Origin of the sequence: Streptomyces justiciae, assembly GCF_015163075.1 — a bacterium.
GTDB lineage: Bacteria > Actinomycetota > Actinomycetes > Streptomycetales > Streptomycetaceae > Streptomyces > Streptomyces justiciae.
The window spans coordinates 1-17,848 of the sequence record NZ_JADDXU010000037.1 but is presented as its reverse complement, the minus strand read 5'-3'; the positions used below and the strand labels follow the sequence as shown (position 1 = coordinate 17,848).

Annotated in this window: 20 protein-coding genes; 9 read left to right on the top strand and 11 right to left on the bottom strand. The window is 70.8% G+C overall.

Annotation, left to right across the window (positions count from 1 at the left end; all coding sequences use genetic code 11):
* The first annotated feature begins 196 nt into the window (after positions 1-196).
* Entirely contained in the window at positions 197-1,210 is a 1,014-nt protein-coding gene (locus IQ210_RS46735; protein WP_194085362.1) for a sensor histidine kinase, read from the top strand.
* A 48-nt stretch (positions 1,211-1,258) separates the two neighbouring features.
* Here the strand turns inward: IQ210_RS46735 and IQ210_RS46730 are convergent, their stop codons facing one another.
* Entirely contained in the window at positions 1,259-2,656 is a 1,398-nt protein-coding gene (locus tag IQ210_RS46730) for a sensor histidine kinase (RefSeq protein WP_194085361.1), read from the bottom strand.
* A 206-nt stretch (positions 2,657-2,862) separates the two neighbouring features.
* Between IQ210_RS46730 and IQ210_RS46725 the strand changes: the two genes are divergently transcribed.
* Entirely contained in the window at positions 2,863-3,423 is a 561-nt protein-coding gene (locus IQ210_RS46725) for a VOC family protein (RefSeq protein ID WP_228049666.1), read from the top strand.
* Between the two features lie 184 nt (positions 3,424-3,607).
* Positions 3,608-5,011 carry an FAD-binding oxidoreductase gene (locus IQ210_RS48150; protein WP_194085359.1) on the top strand — a complete coding sequence of 468 codons (1,404 nt, stop codon included), beginning with the start codon at positions 3,608-3,610 and terminating at the stop codon, positions 5,009-5,011.
* Between the two features lie 64 nt (positions 5,012-5,075).
* Here IQ210_RS48150 and IQ210_RS46715 read toward each other — a convergent pair whose 3' ends face one another.
* Entirely contained in the window at positions 5,076-5,279 is a 204-nt protein-coding gene (locus tag IQ210_RS46715; protein WP_194085358.1) for an EF-hand domain-containing protein, read from the bottom strand.
* Between the two features lie 60 nt (positions 5,280-5,339).
* The gene (locus IQ210_RS46710) at positions 5,340-6,293 is read right to left on the bottom strand and encodes a 2-dehydropantoate 2-reductase (protein ID WP_194085357.1); all 954 of its coding nucleotides are present in this window, start codon (positions 6,291-6,293) and stop codon (positions 5,340-5,342) included.
* Between the two features lie 403 nt (positions 6,294-6,696).
* Here IQ210_RS46710 and IQ210_RS46705 point away from each other — a divergent pair, with 403 nt between their 5' ends.
* The 3 genes from IQ210_RS46705 to IQ210_RS46695 all read left to right on the top strand — a co-directional run bounded on the left by IQ210_RS46705 (position 6,697) and on the right by IQ210_RS46695 (position 9,177).
* Entirely contained in the window at positions 6,697-7,497 is an 801-nt protein-coding gene (locus tag IQ210_RS46705) for a GNAT family N-acetyltransferase (RefSeq protein WP_194085356.1), read from the top strand.
* A 3-nt stretch (positions 7,498-7,500) separates the two neighbouring features.
* On the top strand, positions 7,501-8,145 hold the full coding sequence (locus tag IQ210_RS46700) for a peptide deformylase (protein ID WP_194085355.1): 645 nt from the start codon (positions 7,501-7,503) through the stop codon (positions 8,143-8,145).
* Between the two features lie 138 nt (positions 8,146-8,283).
* Entirely contained in the window at positions 8,284-9,177 is an 894-nt protein-coding gene (locus tag IQ210_RS46695) for a Bax inhibitor-1/YccA family membrane protein (RefSeq protein WP_194085354.1), read from the top strand.
* On the opposite strand, the gene IQ210_RS46690 is transcribed toward IQ210_RS46695, so the two are convergent.
* The gene (locus tag IQ210_RS46690; RefSeq protein WP_194085353.1) at positions 9,171-9,731 is read right to left on the bottom strand and encodes a TetR/AcrR family transcriptional regulator; all 561 of its coding nucleotides are present in this window, start codon (positions 9,729-9,731) and stop codon (positions 9,171-9,173) included. The genes IQ210_RS46695 and IQ210_RS46690 overlap by 7 nt on opposite strands.
* Before the next feature lie 143 nt (positions 9,732-9,874).
* On the opposite strand from IQ210_RS46690, the gene IQ210_RS46685 reads away from it, so the two are divergent.
* Positions 9,875-10,267, top strand: a complete 393-nt coding sequence (locus tag IQ210_RS46685) for a hypothetical protein (protein WP_194085352.1) — start codon at positions 9,875-9,877, stop codon at positions 10,265-10,267.
* A gap of 119 nt (positions 10,268-10,386) precedes the next feature.
* On the top strand, positions 10,387-10,866 hold the full coding sequence (locus tag IQ210_RS47780) for a hypothetical protein (RefSeq protein WP_228049665.1): 480 nt from the start codon (positions 10,387-10,389) through the stop codon (positions 10,864-10,866).
* A gap of 18 nt (positions 10,867-10,884) precedes the next feature.
* Here IQ210_RS47780 and ilvC read toward each other — a convergent pair whose 3' ends face one another.
* The 4 genes from ilvC to IQ210_RS46660 form a co-directional block, all read right to left on the bottom strand.
* Positions 10,885-11,883 (bottom strand): ketol-acid reductoisomerase, encoded by a 999-nt coding sequence (gene ilvC, locus IQ210_RS46675; protein ID WP_194085351.1) that lies wholly within the window; start codon positions 11,881-11,883, stop codon positions 10,885-10,887.
* Between the two features lie 41 nt (positions 11,884-11,924).
* Entirely contained in the window at positions 11,925-12,722 is a 798-nt protein-coding gene (locus IQ210_RS46670) for an alpha/beta fold hydrolase (RefSeq protein WP_194085350.1), read from the bottom strand.
* Between the two features lie 116 nt (positions 12,723-12,838).
* Positions 12,839-13,717 carry a helix-turn-helix domain-containing protein gene (locus IQ210_RS46665; protein ID WP_194085349.1) on the bottom strand — a complete coding sequence of 293 codons (879 nt, stop codon included), beginning with the start codon at positions 13,715-13,717 and terminating at the stop codon, positions 12,839-12,841.
* A 124-nt stretch (positions 13,718-13,841) separates the two neighbouring features.
* Positions 13,842-14,699: an alpha/beta fold hydrolase gene (locus IQ210_RS46660; RefSeq protein ID WP_194085348.1), complete on the bottom strand. Its 858-nt coding sequence runs from the start codon at positions 14,697-14,699 to the stop codon at positions 13,842-13,844.
* 214 nt (positions 14,700-14,913) lie between these two features.
* Between IQ210_RS46660 and msrA the strand changes: the two genes are divergently transcribed.
* Positions 14,914-15,429, top strand: coding sequence for a peptide-methionine (S)-S-oxide reductase MsrA (gene msrA, locus IQ210_RS46655; protein WP_194085347.1), 516 nt, complete (start codon positions 14,914-14,916; stop codon positions 15,427-15,429).
* Positions 15,430-15,480: 51 nt separating this feature from the next.
* On the opposite strand, the gene IQ210_RS46650 is transcribed toward msrA, so the two are convergent.
* The 3 genes from IQ210_RS46650 to IQ210_RS46640 form a co-directional block, all read right to left on the bottom strand.
* On the bottom strand, positions 15,481-16,239 hold the full coding sequence (locus IQ210_RS46650; protein WP_194085346.1) for a creatininase family protein: 759 nt from the start codon (positions 16,237-16,239) through the stop codon (positions 15,481-15,483).
* A gap of 56 nt (positions 16,240-16,295) precedes the next feature.
* Positions 16,296-17,354: an alpha/beta fold hydrolase gene (locus IQ210_RS46645; RefSeq protein ID WP_194085345.1), complete on the bottom strand. Its 1,059-nt coding sequence runs from the start codon at positions 17,352-17,354 to the stop codon at positions 16,296-16,298.
* 177 nt (positions 17,355-17,531) lie between these two features.
* Positions 17,532-17,848, bottom strand: a 317-nt coding sequence (locus IQ210_RS46640; RefSeq protein WP_194085344.1) for a response regulator transcription factor, incomplete at its 5' end; no start/stop codon positions are given.

Here is a 17,848-nt window from a genome sequence, read left to right as displayed (position 1 = left end):
ACCGCGATCTGACGCGTGCCGCGGCTTCGGCAGCCGGACATGTCTCCCGTGCCGGCCGTCGGGTTCTCTGCGCGGTCGCAGTGCCCTCGAGCATCCGAGTCAAATGACGTATGTGCGGCCGAGAATCGCCTGCCAGAGTTCATTCGGCGGCGGAATGCGACGGACAACTTGCCGGGCCGGGGGAAGGACATGCGCGATGACGTCGATCGCCAGTACGTGGGGAAGTGTCCTCGAAGTCTGGGGCAGCGTCCTTGACGTCCTACGACAGCCCGTCTGGGCCGTGGACGCCGACCACGTCGTGCGGTACGCGAACCCGGCGGCCGCCGCGGCGACGGACCGCGCACGACCGTCCGACCTGCTGGGCTGCGATGGCCGTCCGGTTGCCGCGCCCGCTGCCACCGACGTGTCCGAAACGGACCTCGGCGTCCCTGAACAGGGAGAGGGCACGCTCACCCGGGCCGACGGTTCCCCGCTGCCGGTCCAGTGGAGCCGGGTGCCCCTGCCAGGGGCGGGCGGCAGCGCTGCCCTTTACCTCTTCGAGCCGGTTGCCCCACCGGTTCCTCCCGCCTCCCGCCTCCAGGCCCCGGGGACGCCGCTCCGGCTCCTCGCGCACCGGCAGGCGGAGCGAGATCGGCAGCATGCCGGGGCTCTGCAGTACGGGGTTCAGGAACGCCTGGTCAGGGCCCTGCTGGGGCTGAACATGGCCCGGCAGGAGCTGGGCGCGGCCCCTTCCCCGGCAGTCGACCTGCTGCACGACGCGGTACGCGACACCGAAGAGGCGCTGGCCGGCGTCCGGGAGGTCACCGACGCCCTGTGCCCCGGTGCCCTGCGTGCCGGGGGCCTGCCCGCGGCCCTCGCCGCCCTCGCCCGGCGCCACCCGGGACGGCTGACCGTCTCGACCACCCTGTCCGGACGACTGCCCCGGCTGGTCGAGACCCACGCGTTCCTCCTGGTCGCCGAGGCCGTCGACCGGGCCCTGGACCACGGCGGGGGCACCCGCGTCCGGGTGACCGCCGACATCGGCCCGAACCTGCGGCTCACCGTGGCGGACGACGGAGCACCGCCCGTGACGCCGCCCGACCTGGCCGCCCTGAACGCCCTGACCGAACGGGCCGCCAGCCTCGACGGCACCCTGACGGTGCGCCACACCCCCGGCACCGGCACCACACTCACCGCGACCATCCCCCTCGGGCCGACCGAGGGCTCTTGAGTGCGTGAGGCCGCCGAGGCCTGGTCCGCCGCCCTCGCCGGACCGGCTTCAGTCCCGCAGCGGGATCTGGATCAGGATGGTGGTGCCGACGCCGGGCGGGGAGTCGATGGACACCTTGCCGTCGAAGGCCGCCACCCGGTCGGCCAGCCCGGTCATCCCACTGCCGGCCGTCTCCTTGCCCACGCCGCCGACGCCGTCGTCGGCGACCTTGATCCGCAGGACGTCCCCGAACTCGACGGAGACGTCGATCCGGGACGCCTGCGCGTGCTTCACGGCGTTCGTCACCGCCTCGGCCACGACGAAGTAGGCGTTCGACTCCACGGTGGAGGAGATCCGCCGCTCGTCCTTGGTCTCCACGACGGTGGGCACCGGGCAGCGGGCCGCGAGGTCCTTGACCGCCGCCACCAGACCCTTCACCGTCAGCACCAGCGGATAGATGCCCGACGCCAGTTCCCGCAGCTCATTGATGGCGGTCTGCGCGTTGTCGATGGACTGGTCCAGCAGGTCGGCCGTCGCCGCCTCCGTCTCAGGGAGCATCTCCCGCGCGAGCCGCAGCCCGATCATCAGGCTCACCAGGCGCTGCTGCGCCCCGTCGTGCAGGTCGCGGGCGGTACGCCGATGCACGGCCTCGGTGCTCTCCATGATCCGGCGGCGGCTGTCCTGCAGTGAGGCGGCCATGCTGTTGAAGGAGGTGCCCAGCGCCCCGATCTCGGCCACCCTGCTGGGCGGGATCCGCATGCTCAGGTCACCGCCCGCCAGCTCCTTTGCGGCGGCGGCGGCCCCGCGCACCGGCCGGACCACCGCGCGGTGCTGGAGGATCGTGAAGACGGCCACGAGCGCGGTCGACGCCGCGAGCCCGATGGCCGCCGCCAGCACCGCCTGGTGGCTGTTCGTGCCGGCGGCGTCGGTGCGCTCGGCGAGCTGTGCCCGTTCGTCCGCCATGTAGCGGTGGAACTGGGCCCGCAAGGTGTCGACTCGCTCCTTGCCCTCGGTGGTCGTCTTCAAGGAGGACGCGGCGGGGTCGTCCCGCCGGACCATCTCGACCAGCGGGATCGAGTAGTCGTTCAGGAAGGACTCGACACCCCGGGTGATCTGTTCCGCAGTGCGCCGCTGTTCTGCGGACGTGGCGCTCTCCGTGAATCGCCGTGCCTCCGCGGGGAGTTCGGAGCGCGCCTGAAGCCATGGCTGAAGAAACGTTTCCTGCTTGGTGATCACGAAGCCCCGCTGCCCGGTCTCGAGATCGAGGAGCAGCCGTTCCATGGTTCCGACCTCGACGAGCGCGGTACGGGAAGCCCTGCGGGCGGCGGTGGAGCTGTTGGCGTCGGAGATCGCCCACAGCAGGACCGCGAACGCCACGCCGATCAGCAGGGCGAGCAGGCCACTCGCCGCGACCGTGAGGCTCGTCAGCCCCAGTCGTCGCCCTCTGTACTCCTGCTGCGCGTTCATTCCCCGCCCACCGATGAAAAGAATCCGGACACCCTGCAGTGTGCAATGTATCTCCAGCCCAGGGGTGTGAGTGTGCCGATCGCCTTTCTGTCTCCCGACGGTGTGAGCCGCTAAATACGTTTAGCAATGTTTGTGCCGTTTGTGTGGGTATCCTACCGGTGATGTCCCAGCGTTCTCATGTGCGGCCGAGGGAGAGGCATATCGTCATGGCGGAACAGCGCCTCGAAGTGGTGACGATTCCGGTGTCCGATGTCGAGCGGGCCAAGGAGTTCTACGCGCGGCTCGGCTGGCGGCTGGACCGCACACCGCCCACCAAGGTCCAGTTCACCCCGCCCGGCTCCGCGTGCTCCGTCCAGTTCGGCACCGGCCTGACCACGGCCACGCCCGGCTCGGCGCAGAACATGTACCTGTGCGTCCACGACATCGTCGCCACCCGGGACCGGCTGACCGCACTGGGTGTCCAGGTCGGCGACTACTACCACACCGGCGGGCCGGCGCCGCAGCCCGGACTGCACCCCGAGCGGGAGAGCTACCGCTCACACTTTCCGTTCAGCGACCCGGACGGCAACACCTGGCTGGTGCAGGAGGTCACGACCCGCCTGCCCGGTCGCGTCGACGCGCTGACAGTGTCCTTCACCTCCGCGGACACGCTCGCCCAGGCCTTGCGACGAGCGGCGGCCGCGCACGGCGAACATGTGCGGCGGACGGGCGAGGACGACGCGAAGTGGCCCGAGTGGTACGCCGAATACCTGATGAACGAGCAGTGACCGACGGCCCACCTGCCCGTCCGGCACACACAGTTGGACACATTCATGTGAACGGCGAAGGCCGTCCGACTCGTGTCAGTCACGTCAGGTTTCGACGCCCGTCGCCCGTCCCCGCGCTGCTCTGCGCGGGCGCGCCACGGGATGTTCCGCGGGTAAGTGAGGTTGCGATCAAATGAGTGCGGAAATGTCTGATGCGGCGGGCCTGCGGCTGAGCCCGCAGGATGTGGAGGCTCTGCGGGGTGCGGTCACGGGGCCGGTGCTGGAGCCGGGCATGGACGGCTACGAGGCCGAGTGCGCCACGTACAACCTGGTCTGCCCCCTGCGGCCGGCCGTCGTGGTCGGCGCGGGCAGTGAGCAGGACGTCGTCGCGGCGGTCCGCTTCGCGGCTCGCCACGGGCTGCCGGTAGCGGTGAAGTCCGCTGCCCACCAGGTGGTCTCCGCGGCGGAGGGCGCGCTGCTGATCACGACCGGGCGGATGAAGGGCCTCGCCGTCGACGCGCAGAACGGCACCGTGTGTGTCGAGGCGGGTGTGTGCTGGAGCGAGGTGCTGCCGCGCACGGCAGAGGCCGGCCTGGCCCCCGTCATCGGCTCGGCACCCGAGGTCGGCGTCGTCGGCTACACCCTCGGCGGCGGCCAGAGCCCGCTGCTGGGCCGCAAGTACGGCTACGCCGCCGACCAGGTGCGCCGGCTGAACGTCGTCACCGCGGACGGAGAACTGCGCCGGGTGACCCCGCAGAGCGAACCGGACCTGTACTGGGCGCTCCTGGGCGGCAAGGGCAACTTCGGCGTCGTCACCGAGATCGAGTTCGAGGCGTTCCCGGTGTCCCGCTTCTACGGCGGCGGCATCTACTTCGCGGGCGAGCACCTGGACCGGGTGCTGGACGCCTGGCGCGCCTGGCTGCCGACGGTGGCGGAGGACATGACCTCCTCCGTCGCCATCCAGCGGCTGCCCGATCTCCCCGCCCTGCCCGACCCGCTGCGTGGCGCCTTCGTGGTCCACCTGCGGATCGGCTACCTCGGTACGGCGGCTGACGGCGAGCGGCTCATCGAGCCGCTGCGGGACGCGGCGCCGGCACTCGTCGACCTGGTGGGGGAGAAGCCGTTCGCCGCGATCGGGGAGATCCACCTGGACCCGGTCGACCCGATGCCGTACTACGACCGCAGCCTGGGCCTGCGGGAGTTCTCCGGCAAGACGGCCCAGGCGCTCGTGGAGCTGGCCGGCCGGGATTCGGGATGCACGCTGGTGAGCGTCGAGATACGGGCACTCGGCGGCGCCTTCGACCGGGAACCCGAGTTCCCCAACTCGGTGCCCAGCCGGGGCCTTCCGTACGTCGCCTTCGGGTTCGCGGTGGGAGCCCCGGACCACGCGGCCGAGCTGCGGGCCGAGCTGGCGCGGGTCTTCGACGGTCTGACGCCGTGGGCGGCCGAGCGGAACCTGGTGAACTTCCTCTCCCCGGACGAGGCGACCGACACCGAGGGAGTGCGCGAGCTGTACGGGGCGCAGCGCTATGAGCGGCTTGCCCTGCTGAAGAGGACGTACGACCCGGCCAACGTCTTCCGCTTCAACTACAACATCACCCCGGCCTGATCGGCCCTCGGCCCCGTGCGCCACGGCAGGACGCCGCGGCACACGGGGCCGAGGTGTGAGCGGGTCAGCGCACCAGCGCCGCGTACTCGTCGAAGTCGATCCGACGGTCCCCGTCCTCGTCGGCGATCTCGACGACCGCCGCGATGTTGTCGTCGCTCACCTTCGGGTTGACCTGAAGCGAGGCGGCGAGCTCGACAGCGGTGACGAAACCGTCACCGTCGGTGTCGATCTCGTCGAAGTCCCGCCGCTTCGATGCGATGTCGCTCATGACGTCCTTCTGGGGCTGAACGGTGGTGCCCCCGGGCGTGGTTCACGTCGATGTGCCGGCTCAGGCGGCCGCGAGACGGGTGTCCGCGGGTCCTTCGGCCGTCGTCGTCGTGGGCAGCGGGCGCAGCGCGTGAAGCAGCGCCGTCATGGCCCGGTTCAGCGGTACGTCGATCCCGTACAGGTCGGCATACCTGACCACCGCCCCGTTGAGCGCCTCCCACTCCAGGGCGTTGCCGTTGAGCCGGTCGTACAGCATCGACGTGCCGTTGCCGTCGCTGAACTCCTTCATGAACGCCAGTGTCCGGCGCACGTCCGCTCCGGTGAGACGGGCTCCGACCGCCTCGGCCACCACCTGGGTCTCGCGCATCAGGCCCTCGGCGAGTCCGAGGATCATGCTGTCGCCCATCACTTCCATCCGGCGCAGGGTGAGGGCCGTCAGGGGGTTCACCGCGGCGTTGAGCATCAGCTTGCGCCATGCGGCCGTGACCAGGTCCTGCTGCGGGCGGATGTCCGTCCCGCTGCCGTGGAACAGCCGGGCCAGCCGGTCCGCGTCGGGCCCCGCGAGGACGTCGAGGCTGTTTCCGTAGCCGTGCCGGATGTGGCCCGGTGCCAGCCGCTCGGCCTGGATGTACACCAGCGCCGGAACGACGGTTGCCCGGGGGACCAGGGCCTGCACGTCATCGGTCTGCTCGACGCCGTTGCGCAGGACGACGACGGTGGTGTTCTCGTCGCACAGGGCCGCGAGCCAGCGGGCCGTGCCGGCCGTGTCGAAGGACTTGACCGCCAGCAGGACCCAGTCCACCGGCCGCAGCCCCGCAGGGTCGGTGACCACGGTCACCGGAACATGTTCCTCGCCCTGGGAGGTCTCTATCACCAGTTCGTCGAACGGGGTCCGGACGCAGAGCAGGACGTCGTGTCCGGCCCGGTGCACGGCCGACGCGAACACGCCGCCGACCGCTCCGGCGCCGACCACGGCCACGGACTGCCGGATGTAGCCATCGCCTGCCAGGGTCATGGGATTCTCCTCACAGTGAGTCGGCGGAGCCGGCACAACAGGGGGTCTCCGCGACAGCATCAACACGCGCCCGTCTCGCCCATGGGTTCACACATGTGAGATTCGCGGCAGGTGTCTCATGAACATGTGACTCCAGTGTGCCTCGCCCGGTGAACGAATGACGCTGTGAGGTGAACCCGGGGCCTCTCCGCATCCGTGTGAAGATCGGCAGGCTTCCGTCCACGGCCGGGGGCGGGGGCAGGGCGGCCGTACCGACTGGTGCGCAACCGGGCGGCCACCCACCGGGCTCTCCCCGGCCTCGCTGTGGGGGCGAGAAAGGAAAAGAGAGCCCGGGACTGCCGCCCCCCGCCGGTCGTTGGACCGGCGGGGACGTTCGCATACCCGACTAGATGAGGGAGTTGCCGTGACGGATCTCGCGGCCGCGGTCGAATCGGTGGCACAGCTGTCCACGGTCTGGCGCGCCATGGTGCTCGACCGGAACGAGAAGGCGGACGTACGGGACCTGCCGGGCCTCACCATCCGCTGGGCCGACTGCCGCTTCGCCTTCTGGAACGCGATCACCCTCACCGAGGTCGGCGTGGAGAGGGAACTGCTGGAGCAACGCGTCCTCCGGGCCGCCGAGATCATGCGGTCGAAGCAGCGGCCCGGTTTCCTGTGGCTGTTCGAGGACCTGCTCGTCGGCGACGTGCGCGACACGCTGGACACGGTGGCACAGCGCGCGGGCCTCGTGCACGCCTTCCCCGGCACCGGCATGGCCGGTGACCTGCTGCCCGTCCCCGAGCCCCACCACCCCGACCTCACCTTCGAGCGGGTGACCACCGACGAGCAGCTCATGGCCTACGCCGACATCAACTCCCGTGCCTACGGCTTCGACGTGGCGGACGGGCGCGACGGGCTGGCCGGCTCCGCCCTGTGGAAGCAGGACGTGTTCGCCTACCTGGCCCTGCGCGAGGGCACCCCGGTCGCCTGCGCCGCGACCGTCGAGGCCCAGGGCCGCCTGTTCGTGATCCTGGTCGCCACCGAGCCGGACCAGCAACGCCGCGGCTACGGCGAGGCGGTGACCCGCAAGGCCCTGTTCGAGGGCGCCCGCGCCACCGGCCTGACCCGGGCCACCTTGCACGCCACCGTCGCCGGTGCCCCCGTGTACCCGCGGATCGGCTTCGTCCCCAATTCCCCCATACGCTTCTACACCCTGGCGAGCTGACCGGTGAGCACTCCCACGACCGCCCAGCAGTTGTCCGAGCACATCGAGGAACTCCTCGCGCCGGGCGGCCCGTTGCCCATCCTCGCCGCGGGCCGTCCCGTCCTGCGCCGGGTCGCAGAGCCGTACGACGGCCAACTCGACGACGCCCTGCTGGAACGGTTCGTGGCCGCGCTGCGCACGACGATGCGCGACGCCCCCGGCGTGGGCCTGGCCGCTCCCCAGGTGGGCGTCCCGCTGAGCATCGCCGCGGTGGAGGACCGGGCACGCGGGGCCCGTGAAGCACTGGAGGCACGCGGCCGTACGCCCTTGCCGTTCCAGGTGCTCATCAACCCCTCTTACGAGCCGGAGGGCGACACCCGGGCGGCGTTCTTCGAGGGCTGCCTGAGCGTGCCGGGGTGGCAGGCCGTCGTGGCCCGGTCCACCCGGGTGCGACTGCGGGGACAGGACGAGCACGGGCACGCGATCGACGAGGTGTTCACCGGCTGGCCCGCCCGTATCGTCCAGCACGAGACCGACCACCTCAACGGCACGCTCTACCTGGATGTGGCCCAGGCGCGTTCCTTGGCCACCAACGAGGCGGTCGCGGAGCTCTGGTCCCAGCACACCCCCGAGACGGCAGCGCGGGAGCTGGGGTTCCCGCTGTCGTGACGGCAAAAGCCGTCCGTCCTGTACGGACTCGGATGCCGGACTCCACCGTCAACTGACTGATGTGCACTGTTTGTCCGATGAAGGAGGCTGACGGCAGCCGACGCCTCCGGCGTCTCCGACACGGAGAGAGGACCTGGCGTGACACCGGTCGAACAGCACCGTTCCCTGAAGAGCAGCAACCCGATACTGGCCTGGCCGCAGTTCGAGCGGCGGGGCGGGCAGAAGACGATGGCCAAGGACCCGCGCGCGGGCATCGCCGTCGTACAAGGCCGGAGCACCACAGGCCAGGACCTGGACCAGGCTCACGGAAGCGACACAGACCCGCTGCCCCTCACGGTCGGCGACCTGATGACGATGGACGACGTCCTGCCCCGCTGGCTGGCAGGACTCGGGGTGACGGCCCTTGCCGTCACCCTGTCGTGGACCCTGCTGCCCCACCTGCCCATCGGTACGGTCGCCGCCTACGCCATTGCCGGCGGCGCCGGACTGCCGGCCGCGGCACTCGTGATCGTGCAGTGCCGCCGCAAGCGGCCGTCGCCGACCCTGACCCTGATGTTCGCCGCCGTGCAGGGCATATGTCTCGGGGTGCTCTCGGCCACGGCCTTCAACCGCCTCTCCCCGGGCCTGCTCGTCCAGACCGTCCTGGGGTCGATGGCCACCTCCGCCGGCGTGCTGCTCGCCTACCGGCTGCGCTGGATGCGCGTGCACCGACGGCGGTACGGCTTCGCCGGCGCCGTGGTGTTCGCCCTGTGCTTCGTCGCCCTCGCGGACACGGCCCTGTTCCCCCTCATGGGCGCCGACGGCCTGGGCCTGCACTCCGCGGGCCTCGGCGTCCTGATGGGCGTGGTCGGGGTCGCCCTCGGGATGTCCTTCCTGCCCCTGCACCTGCGCAAGGTCGAGGGCGCCGTCACCCACGGTGCGTCCCGCGACCAGCGCTGGCCGGCCGCGTTCGGGCTCACCCTGAGCCTGGCCTGGCTGTACGTGGAGACGGTCAGGCTGTTCACTCTCTACCCGGCCGAAGACCTCTACTGATCCCTGGGCTCGTTCCCTGGACACAGCCCCCGCATCAGGACCTCGAAGAGCCGCTCCGCCCGATCCTCTCCCTCACCGTCTGCGCCGATGCGCCACAGAGGACCGAGCAGCGTGAGCACGTCCTCGGCCGTCGTCCCGGGAGCGATCGTCCCGGCCGCCGCATTGGCGGCCACCAGCGCCGACAGGGCGTCCAGCAGCGGCCGGTACGCCTGCCGGCACGCCTCTGTCTGGACCTCGCCGGCCCCGCTCATGGCCTCGGCGAACTCCGGAGCGCAACGGCCGACGTACAGCAGGCGGCGCAGCCATGCGCACAGCCCGTGCTGCGGGGACAGGGTGGCCAGCAGGCCGGGTACGGCGTTCACCAGGTCCTCCACCTCGTCCCCGTACACCTGGAGCACCAGGCACTCCCGGTTGGGGAAATGGCGGTAGAGCGTGCCCTGGCCCACGCCCGCCCGGCGCGCGATGGACTTCAGCGAGGAGTCGCCGGGGCCGGCCAGCACCTCCGCCGCTGCCTCGAGGATGCGTATACGGTTGGACAGTGCGTCCGATCTCATCGATGCTCCGGTCTTCTCCGCGAAGCGCACACATTTCTCGACCCCCGCTGAGACACGTATTCTGATTGAAACCTACACCGGCATGTCGTCCACCGGAGTCCGGCGGACATATGTCACTCATGAGCAGAAGGCCACCGAATCCCATGTCCCATGACACAGCCGCTCCTTGCGCCGCCCCGGAGCGGCACCCCTCCGCCGTGGAGCGGCTCGCCTCGCTGACCGTCGGCCTCGGCGCGGACCTCGACCAGGGCGCCTGGGCCCCTGGACCGCTGGAACGGACGCTGGCCGGGCGCCTGCTGGTGGCCTGCGCCGGAGACGGCCAGTTCACCCCGGAGCGAGTGCGCGAGACCCTCTGGGAGGGCAGCGTCGCCCTGGCGTACACCGGAGGGGGCCGCCTCGCCCGTCTGCTGGCCGAACTGCACGAGGTGACCTCGCACACCGCCCCGTACGCCGTGCGCCGTTCCGCACTGTCCCAGGCCGCACACCTGCTGGAGCGCACGGCCGCCGGCGTACCCGGGCCCGACGAGAGGTACTGAGCCCGGCCGGCAGTCAGATGACGGATGTGTTCGCCCCCCGGCTCGGGAAAGCTTCGTGCCACGAAGCCCACAACGGTCTTCCTGGCACGAAGCACGCACCAGGTGTGAAGGGGGAGAACATGACGAGGCACGACAGGTTCGGCCGACCGGCGGGCGGCCCTTCGCCGGCCACGACGTCACCGGCCGGGCGGCGGCCCGGTGGCCACCGCCCGGCCCGGCCCGCCCTCAGCCTGGTTCCCGGCACCCGCGCCGACGCTCCGGTCGAGCTGTCCACGCTGACCCGGCAGCCCATGCCCGCCGACGTCCGGGGTGCGATCGTCACCCCGGTGCACGGCGCCCTCATGGCCACCTGGATGCCGCTGGACGGTCCTTCCCGTGTCCCGCAGGGCCGCATTCTGCTGGCCTGGACCCCCGCGGGCGACGACCGCACCGACGTCACGGCCCACCTGGGCCTGGCCGGCGCCCAGGTCCTGCTGGCCGTCTGGCCCGGCCTGCGCGGCGACTGGACCGGAGTGGTCCGTCCCACCGTCGCCGAGGTGACGGAACTGCACGCCGCGCTGCGCCTGGCCACCGTGGTCCTGGACCGGCTGACCGACTGAGCCTGGCGGTGAGCGGACCTACGCCTCCTCGTTCACCCAGCTCATCAGCTTGCGCAGCTCCTTGCCGGTGGTCTCCAGGAGGTGCTCGGCGTCCTGCCGCTTGTACGCGTCGTACCGCTTCAGGCCGCCGTGGTACTCGTCCATCCAGTTCCTGGCGAACGAGCCGTCCTGGATCTCCGCGAGGATCTTCTTCATCTCCGCCTTGGTGGCGTCGGTGACGATCCGCGGGCCGGTGACGTAGTCGCCCCACTCGGCGGTCTCGGAGATCGACCAGCGCATCTTCTCCAGGCCGCCCTCGTACATCAGGTCCACGATCAGCTTCATCTCGTGCAGGCACTCGAAGTAGGCGATCTCCGGCTGGTACCCGGCCTCGGTCAGCGTCTCGAAACCGGCCTTGACCAGCGCGGTCGTACCACCGCACAGCACCGCCTGCTCACCGAACAGGTCGGTCTCGGTCTCCTCGGTGAACGTCGTCTCGATGACACCGGCGCGGGTGCCGCCGATGCTCTTGGCGTACGACAGCGCCAGCGCGAGGGCGCCGCCGGAGGGGTTCTGCTCGACGGCGACGAGACAGGGAACGCCGCGGCCCTCCTCGAACTGGCGGCGCACCAGGTGGCCCGGGCCCTTGGGCGCGACCATGCACACGTCCACCCCGGCCGGGGCCTTGACGAAGCCGAAGCGGACGTTGAAGCCGTGGCCGAAGAACAGCGCGTCGCCGTCCTTCAGGTGCGGGGCGACGTGCTCCTCGTAGACCTCGCCCTGGATCGGGTCCGGGATCAGCATCATGACGACGTCGGCCTCGGCGGCGGCCTCCGCCACCGTCACCACGCGCAGGCCCTGTTCCTCGGCCTTCGCCCGGGACGTGGAGCCTTCGTGCAGGCCGACGCGGACGTCGATGCCCGAGTCACGGAGCGACAGCGCGTGGGCGTGGCCCTGGCTGCCGTAGCCGATGACGGCGACCTTGCGGTTCTGGATGACCGACAGGTCGGCGTCGGCGTCGTAGAACATCTTGGCCATGGGGGGATCGTCTCCTAGCTGGGTGGGACATCACATGTATGTCATACGTGTGAGTAGGTTGCTGTGTGGTCGGTGAGGGAGGGGCGGAGGTCGCGGAGGAAATCCGTGAGGATCTCCAGCGTGCGGTCCGGCTCCTCGAAGGTCGCGGCGTGCCCGCCGCGTACGGCGGCCAGCCGGGCCCCGGGCATGCCGTCGGCGAGGTCGATCGAGTGCTTGGGTGACACGAACCGGTCCCCGGCTGACGCCACGACCAGCGTGGGAGCCGTGACCGAGGGAAGGTCGCCGTGGACGTCGACGCCGAGCGCGAGGGCGATCTGCCGGGCGGTACCGGCGGCGGCCGTCAGCAGGCGGGTGGCCAGGTACTGGGCGGTTTCCGGGGTGCGGGCGGCCAGGTAGTCCGCGGAGAAGGCCAGCGAGGCCAGGAAGGCGCGCAGCCGGCCGTCGTGGCGGGTGAGCATCGACGCCCAGGTCTCCAGCGTCAGCCACAGCGAGGTGTGGGGCCGGGCGAAGCCGGACAGCGTGACGAGGCCGCGCACCCGGTCGGGGTGACGGGCGGCGGCCTTGATGGCGACGGCCGCACCGAGCGAGGGCCCGGCGATCACGAAGTCGCTCAGCCCGGCCCGCTCGGCCGCGGCCACCACCTGGTCGGCCACGGTGTCGAGCGCCAGCCGGCCGACGGGCAGCGGGCTGCGCCCCGCCCCGGGAAGGTCGGTGAGGACGACGGTGTGCTCGGCCGCCAGTCCGGCGAGCAGCGTTTCCCAGGTCAGGGCCGCGGTGCCGCCCACACCGGGCAGGAGCACCAGACCGGGCCCGCTGCCGTGGACGTCGTACGCGAGCATGCGCCACCTCTCTCACACGTTCCTCGGGAGCACGAACTGCGTGAGCTGCACACAGCTGCTTGGGTTTCCCTAGGAGCACGAGAGAGGGCGGCGCGCGGGTTCACCTACGCGGTCACCTACGCGGTCCTGTCCTTCGCCGTGTCCGGCGTCGCGGGCTCCGCGGTCCAGGAGGTGAGGATGCGCAGGGCGTCGTGGGAGGGGCTGCCGGGCTCGGCGGTCAGGACCATCAGGCGCTGGCCGGAGCCGTCGGACGCGGCCCAGGTGTCGCAGTCGAGGGTGAGGTCGCCGACCAGCGGGTGGCGGTACTGCTTGCTGCCGTAGGTGGCGCTGTTGACGCGGTGTTCGGCCCACCAGGTGCGGAAGTCGGTGTCCTGGAGGGTCAGTTCGCCGACGAGCGCGGCGAGGTCCGGGTCGTCGGTGTCGGCGGCGGCTTCCATGCGCAGCGCGGCGACCGCGTCCCGGGCGTCATGCGCCCATTCGCGGTGCATGCCGCGGATCGCGGGGTCGAGGAACATCAGGCGCAGATAGTTGCGCCGGGCCGCCGGTACGGCGGCGAAGTCGGTGTAGAGGGCCGTGGCGGCGGCGTTCCAGGCGAGGATGTCCAGGCGCCGGCCCAGCACGAGGGCGGGGGCGTGGGTGAGTTGGTCGAGCAGGCGGCGCATGGCGGGACGAACCCGCTGCGCGGTGCGCCGACGGCGCGGACGGTCGTCGGAGCGGCCGGCGAGTTCGTACAGGTAGCGCTCCTCGTCCTCGTCCAGGCGCAGGGCGCGGGAGAGAGTGGCGAGGACAGGGGTGGAGGCGCGGACGCGGCCCTGTTCGAGACGGGTGTAGTAGTCCACGCTGATCGAGGCGAGCGCGGCGACCTCTTCACGCCGCAGTCCCGCGACCCGGCGGGCGGAGTCCGTCTCGGGCAGGCCGCACTCGTGGGGGTCCAGCTGCGCGCGACGGGCCTTGAGGAAAGCACCGAGTGCACGGGGGTCGGAGTGCGAGGTCATATGTCCATTCTCCTGCTGTTCGCGTGCCGGTGGGGATCACGTTCCGCACACCTGGGTGGTGTCACGGATGCCGCGTCGCCCCGAGGACGGCGGGACGGAGCATCCCGCCGTCCTTCGAGGAGGGTCAGCGAACCGTGGCGCGGGCGGCCCGCTCGATCACGTCGGCCACCAGCCGGGGGTGGGAGACGGCGACCGAGTGGGAGGCGGCGACCTCGGTGGTGTGCGCGTGGGCGCGCTTGGCCATGAAGCGCTGGACCGCGGGCGGGATGTTGAGGTCCTCGGTGGTGATGATGTCCCAGCTGGGGATGGTCTTCCAGGCGGCGGTGGTGGCCTTCTCCTCCAGCGCGGACTGGGCGATGGGGCGCTGCTCGGCGGCCATCAGGGCGGCCTGCTTCGGCGGCACGTCGGCGGCGAACTGGTGGCGGAACTTGTCCTGCTGGATGTACAGGTCGGTGACCGTGGAGCCGTCGGTCTGCTTGTAGGTGACCGGGTCCAGGGTGCCGGGGAGGGTGGAGCCCGGGTACTTGTTGGTCAGCTCCAGGGCGCTCTCGCCGGGGGCGGGCAGGAAGGCGGCGACGTAGACCAGGGCCTTCACGTCGGGGTCGTTGGTGGCTGCCTCGCTGATCACGTTGCCGCCGTAGGAGTGGCCGACGACGATCTTCGGGCCCTTGACGTGGTCCAGGACCGAGCGCAGGGCGGCGGCGTCGGAGGCCGGGCCGCGCAGCGGGTTGGCGGCGGCGACGACCGGATAGCCGTCGGCCTTCAGCCGCGAGATGACGCCGTTCCAGCTGGAGCCGTCGGCGAAGGCGCCGTGCTCCAGGACGATGGTGGGCTTGGCGTGCTTGCCGGCCTGCGCGGCTTCAGCCGTCTCGGTCGCGCCGCTGGCGGTCCCGCTGAGGGCGAATGCGCCGAGGGCGGCCCCCGCCGCGGCCGTCGCCACCGCGCCCATCGCCAGGCCCTTGCGTCCACCCTTGATGCTCATCACGACAAACCTCTTTCAGGAATTTTCATCGGTAGCTGCGGCGTTTCGGCATTGCCGGTTCGTCACCGCTTTAACTGGTGACGAATCTGTCATGCTGTGCGTCACCTGTCAAGACGGTGACGCGTAGGTGTGGAGATCTCGGGCCCGCCGACGTGCGAGCCTGGAGACCTGCGCGAACGGACGCGAACGAGTGCGAACGGAAAGGTGAGGTGCCATGAGCAACGCCGAACAGAAGGCGCTGTTGGCGGGCGGCTGCTTCTGGGGCATGCAGGAGCTGATCCGGGCCCTGCCCGGGGTGAAGGACACCCGGGTCGGCTACAGCGGTGACAACGACAAGCCCAACGCCACCTACCGCGACCACGGGAAGCACGCGGAGTCGATCGAGATCACCTTCGACCCCGAGATCACCGACTACCGCACGATCCTGGAGTACTTCTTCCAGATCCACGACCCGAGCACGAGGAACCGCCAGGGCAACGACATCGGCCTCAGCTACCGCTCGGCGATCTTCTACTACGACGACGAACAGCGCCGTGTCGCCGAGGACACCATCGCCGACGTCGACGCCTCCGGGCTGTGGCCGGGACCGGTGGTGACCGAGGTGGTGCCGGCCGGCCCGTTCTGGGAGGCCGAGCCGGAGCACCAGGACTACCTCCAGCGCTACCCGGACGGCTACACCTGCCACTTCCCGCGCCCCAACTGGCGCCTGCCCAAGCGCGCGGAGGCGTGACACGAGGTGCGGCGGAGGGGGCATCGCCCCTCCCGCCGCACCGCCCGCGTACTACTTCGTCCAGGGGTCCCGCACGATGATGTCCGCCAGCACCGAAGCGCACCCGGACAGCATCCGCTCGCCCTTCTCGGCACTCGCGACCCTGGCGTCGCCCGCCACCCCGGACTTGGTGATCCGGTCGAAGGGCACGGCCATGTACACCGGCTCGGTGGACTCCGCGGGCAGGGTGATCCGCGGCCCGTACGCCTCGCGGAGATGCTCGGACCGGATCAGGTCAGGGTGGGCGGCCATCATCATGGACGTCTCCCCCTCACAGGCATGCATGAGACCGTCCTGCGTCTCCAAGGTGTCCCGCACCACCTCCCGCCCGGCGCCGAAGTAGCTGGCGAACGCGATCGGCGTCGCCAGCTCCGTGGTCAGCTCGGTCGTCAGGGCGTTCAGCGCGGTCATGTTCCCGCCGTGCCCGTTGACGATCAGAATGCGTGAGAAGCCCGCCCGGATCACGGAGCGGCTGATGTCACGCAGCAGCGCGTGCAAGGTGGGCAGAGTGAGGGTGAGGGTGCCGCCGAAAGCCATGTGATGCTCCGACAGGCCCGTCGGCACCGACGGCGTCACCACCACCCCCGTGCGCTCGGCCGCCAGCACCGCCGCCCGCCGGCACACCTCCGCCGCCAGGAAGTCGTCGACACCCGTGGGCAGATGAGGGCCGTGTTGCTCGGTGGCCCCGATGGGCAGCAGCACCACCGCGTCCCGCGCCGCCAGGGCGCGCAGCTCGGCGGCGGTCAGACGGTTCCACAGGACTTCACTCATCGGGGCTCCTCGTGGTCAGAGGTGATCGGCGGCGGCGTCGGAGGCGAGCGACGACGTCAGAGGTGATCGGCGTCGACCACGGCCTGCGCGAAGACCGTGGGCGCCTCCTGCGGCAGGTTGTGACCGATGTTCGCGATCGTCTGGTGCGCGTAGGGACCGGTGAAGTGGCTGCGGTACGCGGAACCGTCGCCCGGAGCGGTGAAGGGGTCCAGGGCCGGGTCGAGGGTAACCGTCGGGACACCGATGGGCGGCTGGGCCGCGAGCAGCTTCTCGTAGCGGTCGTAGCGGCGGTCACCCTCGATGAGGCTGATGCGCCAGCGGTAGTTGTAGAGGACGATCGCCGCGTAGTCGGGGTTGAGGAAGGCCTGGGCCGTGCGCTCGTACGTGGCGTCGTCGAAGTTCCAGTTCGGGGAGACGAGCGTCCACACATAGCGGCACAGCGCGAGGCGGTCGTCGACTTTCTCCATGGCCTGCACACCGCGGTCGGTGGCGAAGTACCACTGGTACCACCAGGTGTGCTCGACGGCCGGCGCCGCCGGCGCCAGCTGTACCTTGCGGTCGGTGATGAGGTAACCGCTGGTGGAGACCATTGCCTTGACCCGCTCGGGCCACAGCGCCGCGATGATGTCGGCGGTGCGCGAACCCCAGTCGAAGCCCGCCAGAACCGCCTTGTGGATCTTCAGCGCGTCCATGAACGCGATGATGTCCAGCGCGATCGCGGACTGCTCGGCGGTCCGGGGCGTGTGCCGGGACAGGAAGCGGGTGCTGCCGTGACCGCGCAGGTAGGGCACGAGGACCCGGTAGCCCTGGGCAGCCAGCAGCGGGGCCACGTCGACAAAGCTGTGAATGTCGTACGGCCAGCCGTGCAGGCAGATCACCACCGGGCCGTGCGCGGGGCCGAGCTCGGCGTAGCCGACGTTCAGCAGCCCCGCCTTGACCTGCTTGATGACGGGGAACTGGGTGTGGGTGCCAGGGGTGACGGTGGGCACCGTCGGGGTGGTGGACCGCTGTCCGGCGGTCGCGGCGGACGCATTGGTCTGCAGGCCGGACAGCGAGACCGCGGCCGCGCCGGTGCCCAGACCCACGGCCTTGCTGAAGGTGCGCCTGTTGATCATGTGAAGCCTTCCGTCGTGTTTCCGAAGACAGTCCCGCGAACCCGTGAACCGGGCTGGCGGCACACACTTTCGTCCGTAACGAAACCGGACACATCAGTCATGTGACGGTGAAGCGTGTGAGGGGACCCGTTCCGTACGGCGCTTAAGCCACTCGAGGCACCACAACCCGTGCCCGCCTCACCCGCTCTCCTCGCCCTCCAGCCTGGCCAGTGCGTCGCGCAGGGCGGCGCGGGAGGTGATGCCGAGTTTGGGGAAGACCCGGTACAGGTGTGAGCTGACGGTGCGCGGTGACAGGTGCATGCGTTCGCCGATCTCCTTGTTGGTCAGGCCGCTTGCGGCGAGATCGGCGATCCGGCGCTCCTGCCAGGTCAGCTCGACGGACGGCACGGACGGGGCGTGCGTGGCCACCCCCGCCACCCGCAGCTCGGCCCGGGCCCGCTCGGCCCACGTCACCGCACCCAGCCGCTCGAACGCCTCCGCCGCCAGCGTCAGAC

Bases quoted from the DNA above. Each gene is read 5' to 3' on its own strand.
- IQ210_RS46735 (WP_194085362.1), top strand. From the start codon at position 197: ATGACGTCGATCGCCAGTACGTGGGGAAGTGTCCTCGAAGTCTGGGGC.
- IQ210_RS46730 (WP_194085361.1), bottom strand. From the start codon at position 2,656: ATGAACGCGCAGCAGGAGTACAGAGGGCGACGACTGGGGCTGACGAGC.
- IQ210_RS46725 (WP_228049666.1), top strand. From the start codon at position 2,863: ATGGCGGAACAGCGCCTCGAAGTGGTGACGATTCCGGTGTCCGATGTC.
- IQ210_RS48150 (WP_194085359.1), top strand. From the start codon at position 3,608: ATGTCTGATGCGGCGGGCCTGCGGCTGAGCCCGCAGGATGTGGAGGCT.
- IQ210_RS46715 (WP_194085358.1), bottom strand. From the start codon at position 5,279: ATGAGCGACATCGCATCGAAGCGGCGGGACTTCGACGAGATCGACACC.
- IQ210_RS46710 (WP_194085357.1), bottom strand. From the start codon at position 6,293: ATGACCCTGGCAGGCGATGGCTACATCCGGCAGTCCGTGGCCGTGGTC.
- IQ210_RS46690 (WP_194085353.1), bottom strand. From the start codon at position 9,731: ATGAGATCGGACGCACTGTCCAACCGTATACGCATCCTCGAGGCAGCG.
- IQ210_RS46685 (WP_194085352.1), top strand. From the start codon at position 9,875: ATGTCCCATGACACAGCCGCTCCTTGCGCCGCCCCGGAGCGGCACCCC.
- IQ210_RS47780 (WP_228049665.1), top strand. From the start codon at position 10,387: ATGACGAGGCACGACAGGTTCGGCCGACCGGCGGGCGGCCCTTCGCCG.
- ilvC (WP_194085351.1), bottom strand. From the start codon at position 11,883: ATGGCCAAGATGTTCTACGACGCCGACGCCGACCTGTCGGTCATCCAG.
- IQ210_RS46670 (WP_194085350.1), bottom strand. From the start codon at position 12,722: ATGCTCGCGTACGACGTCCACGGCAGCGGGCCCGGTCTGGTGCTCCTG.
- IQ210_RS46665 (WP_194085349.1), bottom strand. From the start codon at position 13,717: ATGACCTCGCACTCCGACCCCCGTGCACTCGGTGCTTTCCTCAAGGCC.
- IQ210_RS46660 (WP_194085348.1), bottom strand. From the start codon at position 14,699: ATGAGCATCAAGGGTGGACGCAAGGGCCTGGCGATGGGCGCGGTGGCG.
- msrA (WP_194085347.1), top strand. From the start codon at position 14,914: ATGAGCAACGCCGAACAGAAGGCGCTGTTGGCGGGCGGCTGCTTCTGG.
- IQ210_RS46650 (WP_194085346.1), bottom strand. From the start codon at position 16,239: ATGAGTGAAGTCCTGTGGAACCGTCTGACCGCCGCCGAGCTGCGCGCC.
- IQ210_RS46645 (WP_194085345.1), bottom strand. From the start codon at position 17,354: ATGATCAACAGGCGCACCTTCAGCAAGGCCGTGGGTCTGGGCACCGGC.